Annotated in this window: 6 protein-coding genes; all 6 read left to right on the forward strand. The window is 60.0% G+C overall.

Annotated features, from left to right (window positions below):
- The first annotated feature begins 6 nt into the window (after nucleotides 1-6).
- Complete coding sequence (locus VFB05_RS10140; RefSeq protein ID WP_325011737.1) at nucleotides 7-687, forward strand: poly(R)-hydroxyalkanoic acid synthase subunit PhaE; 681 nt, start codon at nucleotides 7-9, stop codon at nucleotides 685-687.
- Nucleotides 680-1,777 carry a class III poly(R)-hydroxyalkanoic acid synthase subunit PhaC gene (gene phaC / locus VFB05_RS10145; RefSeq protein WP_325011739.1) on the forward strand — a complete coding sequence of 366 codons (1,098 nt, stop codon included), beginning with the start codon at nucleotides 680-682 and terminating at the stop codon, nucleotides 1,775-1,777. Before VFB05_RS10140 ends, phaC begins: the two co-directional genes overlap by 8 nt.
- A gap of 9 nt (nucleotides 1,778-1,786) precedes the next feature.
- Entirely contained in the window at nucleotides 1,787-3,730 is a 1,944-nt protein-coding gene (locus tag VFB05_RS10150) for an acyl CoA:acetate/3-ketoacid CoA transferase (RefSeq protein WP_325011741.1), read from the forward strand.
- 24 nt (nucleotides 3,731-3,754) lie between these two features.
- Nucleotides 3,755-4,168, forward strand: a complete 414-nt coding sequence (gene phaP, locus VFB05_RS10155; RefSeq protein ID WP_325011743.1) for a TIGR01841 family phasin — start codon at nucleotides 3,755-3,757, stop codon at nucleotides 4,166-4,168.
- An 81-nt stretch (nucleotides 4,169-4,249) separates the two neighbouring features.
- On the forward strand, nucleotides 4,250-5,191 hold the full coding sequence (locus tag VFB05_RS10160; protein ID WP_325011745.1) for an alpha/beta hydrolase: 942 nt from the start codon (nucleotides 4,250-4,252) through the stop codon (nucleotides 5,189-5,191).
- Between the two features lie 21 nt (nucleotides 5,192-5,212).
- Nucleotides 5,213-6,951, forward strand: a 1,739-nt coding sequence (gene acs / locus VFB05_RS10165) for an acetate--CoA ligase (RefSeq protein ID WP_325011754.1), incomplete at its 3' end; no start/stop codon positions are given.

Here is a 6,951-nt window from a genome sequence, read left to right on the forward strand (position 1 = left end):
GTCGCGATGGAAGAAAGCAAGAACACCGATGCGATAGCCGACGCCATGGCTCAGTGGAGCGAGAACTGGCGAAAAGTCGCGGACTTCTCGACTGACCTGGGGGAAGCATGGTCGAAGTCGGTGCTGCCGTTCATCGTCGCGCGCGCGGCGGAAAAGAGGTCAGGCTTCGGCGATGAGCTGGGCGACGCCATCGAGCGGCTTGCGCAAGGACCGAAGCTGGCCGATGTCTGGGACATCGACCGCAAGCTGATGAATGCATTCGTTGCCTGGAGTCGGATGCGACAGAAATTGGTCGCCTATAACGCAGTTGCCTCAAAGCCGTGGATGCGTGCGCTCGAGCGCTATAACGAGGCCGCGCCACGGCAAGAAGGCAAGGCCAAGTCACGGAGCTGGCGCGAGGAGTTTGCCGCCTGGAGTGCCTTTGCCAATGAAGAGCTGGTCCATCATCAACGATCAGAGCAATTTCTGCATGCCCAGCGAGAATTGCTTCACGCAGGCATCGAGTTCCGAAAATCCCAGACTGAGCTCAGCGAAACGGTGTCGGCGCTGTTCAGCGTCCCAACGCAAAGCGAATTCGACGAAGTGACCCGGCAGTTGACGGAGCTGCGCCGCGAGGTGCGTGCGCTTGCCCGCGGCGCGCAGGACGGGTCTGGACCGACTGGAAAAAACGAGAGCCGCGATGAGTGATGATAGTCCGGCAGCACGGATGATCCGCGATTTCGCGGATGCTGCGGCCAAGTTGGGAAAGGCAGCCGAGAGTCTCGTCAAGATCAAGGACGAGGATGTCGATGTCGGCGCCACTCCAAAGCAGCTCGTCATGCGTCGCGACAAAGTCGAGCTGTTTCGCTACGAGCCGATCGCAGCCAATTCCGTCAAGGTACCGGTCCTGGTGGCCTATGGTCTGATAGGCCGCTACACGATGGCCGATCTTCAGCCCGATCGATCGTTGATCCGCAGTCTGCTTTCGGAGGGGCTCGATCTCTGGCTGATCGATTGGGGCAGGCCAGGCCGCACGGAGCGCTGGCTCAAAATCGATGACTATGTCGATGACTACATCCATGCGGCCGTCGAGCGCATTTGCCGGGAGACTGGTCATGATCGGGTAACTCTGCTCGGCATTTGCGAAGGCGGTGTGTTCACGACCTGTTATGCGGCCCTGCACCCCGACAAAGTCAAAAACCTGGTCTTGACCATCACACCGATCGACTTCCATGCCGACAGTGAGGACCCGGCCGAACATCATGGGTTCCTGAATATCTGGACACGGAGTCTCCGAAGCGCCGACGTCGACAATCTTGTCGACGCCTACGGCGTGCTGCCAGGCGAGTTCATGAGCTCGGTATTCTCGATGATGACACCGATGCGTTCGCTGACCAAATACAACATCGATCTCATTGACGTTGCCGACGACGAGGCGAAGTGGATGAATTTCCTGCGCATGGAGAAATGGCTGGCCGATCGGCCTCACCATCCCGGCGAAGCTGCCAAGCAATGGCTGAAGGATCTCTATCAGAACAATAGGCTGGCAAAGGGGGCTTTCGCGTTGTCCGGCCGGAAGGTCGATCTCCACGCCATCACGGCGCCGACCTTGAATGTCTACGCGCTGGATGACCACATCATTCCGCCGACTTGCTCAAAGGCGCTCGGTCCCCTGATTGGGACCCACGACTACACTGAAATTCCTCTGCCTGGCGGCCATGTTGGCTTGTTCGTGTCCAGCAAGTCGCAGGGTCGTTTGAGCAAGAGTATAGCGAAATGGTTGATGGAAAGGGATTGAGGTGAGGCGATGAAGAACAAGATCGTCTCCGCCGATGAAGCGGTTGCCATCGTCCGCGATCGCGACACTGTCTGCACGTCCGGATTTGTCGGTGTCGGTACGCCGGACGAGCTTCTGATTGCGCTCGAGAAACGCTATCGCGAAACCCGGCATCCGTCTGAACTGACCTTGCTGTTTGCCGCTGCTCCCGGCGACTCCAGGGAGCGGGGCCTTAACCGGCTTGCGCATGACGGTCTGGTCAAGCGGGTGGTCGGCGGGCACTGGGCGCTGGTACCGAAGCTCGGCGAGCTGGCCCTGGCCAATCGCATCGAGGCTTATAATTTGCCGCTCGGTTGCATTTCACATCTCTATCGCAGCATCGCCGCGCGCGGACCCGGAACCATTTCCAAGGTGGGTTTGCGAACTTTCGTCGATCCGCGGCTGGAAGGCGGCAAGCTCAACGAGAAGACAACCGAAGATCTGGTCGAGCTCCTGCAGATCGATGGTGAGGAATGGTTGCGCTACAAGGCATTCCCGATCAATGTCGCGATTTTGCGCGGCACGACCGCGGATCCCGCCGGCAACATCACCATGGAGCGCGAAGCGCTGACCCTTGACAACCTTGCCATGGCGATGGCGGCCAAGAACTCACGCGGCTTTGTCATCGTGCAAGTCGAGCGCATAGCTGCCGCCAATACGCTCAATCCGCGCGAAGTGCAGATCCCGGGCATCCTGGTTGATTGCGTCGTTGTCGCAGATGCGGAAAATCATCCGCAAACCTATGGCACGTCCTATAACCACGCCTTTTCAGGCCGGCAGCGCGTGCCGATGGACCGGATCGAGCCGCTTGGGCTGGATGAAAGGAAGATCATCGCACGCCGCTGCGCGTTCGAACTGCCTCCCGGCGGCGTCGTCAACCTCGGGATCGGCATGCCAGAAGGCGTTGCCGCTGTGGCCGCCGAGGAGCATATGCTCAAATACCTGACGCTCACGGCGGAGCCGGGTATCATCGGAGGCATGCCGCAGGGTGGGCTCAATTTCGGCACTGCGCTCAATCCGGATGCGGTGATTCATCAGAACCAGCAGTTCGATTTTTACGACGGCGGCGGACTCGACCTGGCGTGTCTCGGAATGGCGCAGGCGGACGCAGCCGGCAATGTGAATGTCAGCCGATTCTCACATCGGCTTGCCGGAGCTGGCGGCTTTATCAACATCTCGCAGCGCGCAAAGAAGATTGTTTTCGCCGGGACATTCACAAGCGGCGGTCTGAAGATCGCGGTCGAGGATGGCGCCGTGCACATCCTGCGCGAAGGCACGGCGCGAAAATTCCTCGCCAATGTGGAGCAGGTCACCTTCAGCGGAGATTATGCAGCCGAAACGGGCCAAGCTGTGTTCTATGTAACCGAGCGGTGCGTTATGCAACGAACGGCGGCAGGACTCGAACTAATCGAAATTGCACCAGGCGTCGAGATCGAGCGCGACGTTCTTTCTCAGATGGATTTCAGGCCGCTGATCCGCAATGTTCGGCCGATGGATCCCCGCATCTTCCGCGACCAACCCATGGGGCTGGATCATGCGCTCCTTGGCCGCAGCCTCGCGGACCGCCTCAGCTACGACGCCGAGCGCAATATATTGTTCGTGAACTTCGAGGGTTTCGACGTCAAGACAATCGAAGATGTCGACCTCGTTCGGCGCGAGGTCGAAAAAGTCTGCCGTGGGGTCGGAAAGCCAGTGGCGCTGATCGCAAATTACGATGGTTTCTATCTCGAGCCGCTCGTGAGCGATACTTACTTTTCGATGATCGCCTACCTTGAAAAACGTTACTACAGCTCCGCGTCCCGCTATACGACCAGCGCCTTCATGCGGTTGAAGCTCGGAGAAGGCCTCGCCGAGCGCCAGGTGGCTCCGCACATATTCGAAACTCAGGCGGAAGCACAAAGCTTTGCGCGGTCCCAGGCATTTGCCGCTCAGTGATTTTGGTAAACGATGGAGAAGACGATGTCTTTCGATGCCGAAAAGCTTTCTCAAGCCTTCAAGGAACAGATGGAGAAGCTTGCCCAGAGTTTCAGGTTGCCCGATCTCGACGTTCCGGCTCTTGTCGAGAGCCAGCGCAAGACCATCGAGGCGATGTCAAGGGCGGCACAGCTGTCCAACGAGACAGCGACCGAGTTTTCGCAACGGCAGCTCGAGATCATGCGTGCCGGTTCCGAGCATCTTGCCTCGATGCTGAAGGACATGAAGCTCTCCGCCGAGCAGCAGCGCGCGCTCGCGACAAAATCGTTTGAGGCAGCTTTGACGAGCGCTCGAGAACTCGCGGAGATGACTTCGAAGTCCAATAAGGATGCATTCGAGCAAGTCAAGCAACGAATGGCGGATAACTTCGAGGAAATGCGCAAGAGCTGGAAGTCCTGAGAGCAGCATCTCGGCCCTTCTCCAAATGCAGCAGCAAAGAGCTGCGTGTCGTTCGAAATCGGCTGTCTGACAGAGCCCCCGATGAGACCGAAAAATCTGATTTCAGGAAATGCGGCCCGCGTCCCAGGACCCCTGCAGCCCGACCGCGAGGACGTGCTGCTCGGGCTCTCCCCGTCCGGGTTTCACAAGATCGCTTACGTCGATTGGGGGCCGCTCGACGATCCGCGGCCTGTGATCTGCCTGCATGGTTTGACTCGGCAGGGTAGGGATTTTGACTACCTAGCGGCCGAGCTCGCGGCGAAAGGCCGTCGCGTGATCTGTCCCGATCTCCCGGGGAGAGGTCGCAGCGGATGGCTCCGTGAACCGGATCACTATTCCCTCCCGCAATACTGCGCCGATATGAATGCGCTGATTGCGCGTCTGGGCATTCAGGAAGTCGATTGGGTCGGGACCTCGCTCGGCGGCCTGGTCGGCATGGTGATGGCTGGGTTTTCGGGTGGTGTCGTCCGCAAGCTCGTGATCAACGATATTGGACCCTATGTCACCTCCACGGGACTTCAGCGGATCGGCCAGTATATTGGCAATATGCCGTCATCGTTCTCCACCTTGGAGGAGGGCGAAACGTACTTTCGCAAAGTGCTGGCGCCCTACGGTTATCTGTCCGACGCGCATTGGCGTCATCTGACAGTCCACAGCCTTCGTAGCGACGCGGAACGTAGGCAACACGCTGTGCTCTGCGACCCCGCCATCGCAAAAGGTTTCAAGCTGCCATGGTACTACCCGGCGCTGGACCTATGGAAATATTGGGAGGCGATCAGCGTGCCAATATTGGTGCTGCGTGGGGCGAGTTCAGATCTGTTGTCGCGCGCTTTGATGCTTGAGATGAGGAAGCGCAACCGGCAAGCGGAAGTCTTTCAGTTCGACAATTGTGGGCACGTGCCGCCGCTGATGGCGCCGGATCAGATTAATATCGTGACGACCTTCTTGGAATCGGGGTCTGGACTGAAACACGATCAGTCTTAGGAGTGAGCCGTGGCATTGGGCATTGAAGAGTCAGTTTACGACGTGCCGGCCGAGTGGTCGAAACGGGCCTGGGTCGACCAGGGCAAATACAAGGAAATGTACGCACGCTCGCTCTCGGACCCCGACGGCTTCTGGGCCGAGCAAGCCAAGCGCCTGGACTGGATGAAGACCCCGCACAAGATCAGCAACTGGTCGTTTGCACCGGGCAATATCTCCATCAAATGGTTTGAGGACGGCGTGCTCAATGCGGCCGCCAACTGCATCGACCGCCACCTCCACACCCGCGCCAACCAGACCGCCATCATCTGGGAGGGTGACGATCCCTCACAGTCGAAGCACATCACCTACAAGGAACTGCATGACGAAGTGTGCCGGATGGCCAATATCCTGCGCACCCGCAACGTCAAGAAGGGTGACCGCGTCACCATCTACCTGCCGATGATTCCGGAGGCGGCCTACGCCATGCTGGCCTGCGCGCGGATCGGCGCCATCCACTCGGTGGTGTTTGCGGGTTTCTCGCCCGACAGCCTCGCGCAGCGCATCAACGACGCCAAGTCCAAGGTGATCATCACCGCCGACGAAGGCCTGCGTGGCGGCAAGAAGGTGCCGCTGAAGGCCAATGTCGATGCCGCACTCGCCAAGACCGACGGCGTCGACTGGGTCGTGGTGGTCAAGCGCACCGGCGGCAAGGTCGACATGAAGCCGTCGCGCGACCTCTGGTACCACGACGCAGCCAGCATGGTGACGACGGAGTGCCCGGTCGAGCATATGCATGCCGAGGATCCGCTGTTCATTCTCTATACGTCGGGCTCGACCGGCCAGCCCAAGGGCGTGCTGCACACCACCGGCGGCTATCTCCTGTTCGCCGCGATGACCCATCAATACGTGTTCGACTATCACGACGGCGACATCTACTGGTGCACCGCCGACGTCGGCTGGGTCACCGGGCACAGCTATATCGTCTACGGCCCGCTCGCCAATGGCGCGACCACGCTGATGTTCGAGGGCGTACCGAACTATCCCGACAATTCCAGATTCTGGAATGTCATCGACAAGCACAAGGTCAACACCTTCTACACCGCACCGACCGCAATCCGCGCGCTGATGCAGGGCGGCGACGAGCCGGTGAAGAAGACCTCGCGCGCCAGCTTGCGGCTGCTCGGCTCGGTCGGCGAGCCGATCAATCCGGAGGCCTGGGAGTGGTATCACCGCGTGGTCGGCGACGAGCGCTGCCCGATCGTCGACACCTGGTGGCAGACCGAAACCGGCGGCATTCTGATCACGCCGCTGCCGGGCGCGACCAGGCTGAAACCGGGCTCGGCGACGCAGCCGTTCTTCGGTGTGGTGCCGGAGATCGTTGACGCCGACGGCAAGACGCTAGAGGGCGAGACATCAGGCAATCTCTGCATCGCCCGCTCCTGGCCGGGCCAGATGCGCACCGTCTATGGCGATCACGCCCGCTTTGAGCAGACCTATTTCTCGACCTACAAGGGCAAATACTTCACCGGCGACGGCTGCCGGCGCGATGCCGACGGCTATTACTGGATCACCGGCCGCGTCGACGACGTGATCAACGTCTCCGGCCATCGCATGGGCACGGCCGAGGTCGAAAGCGCGCTGGTGGCGCATGCGCTGGTGTCGGAGGCAGCCGTGGTCGGCTATCCCCACGACATCAAAGGCCAGGGCATCTATGCCTATGTGACCTTGATGGCCGGCACCGATCCGACGGAAGAGCTGCGCAAGGAGCTGGTGGCCTGGGT

Origin of the sequence: Bradyrhizobium sp. (assembly GCF_035652035.1) — a bacterium.
GTDB lineage: Bacteria > Pseudomonadota > Alphaproteobacteria > Rhizobiales > Xanthobacteraceae > Bradyrhizobium.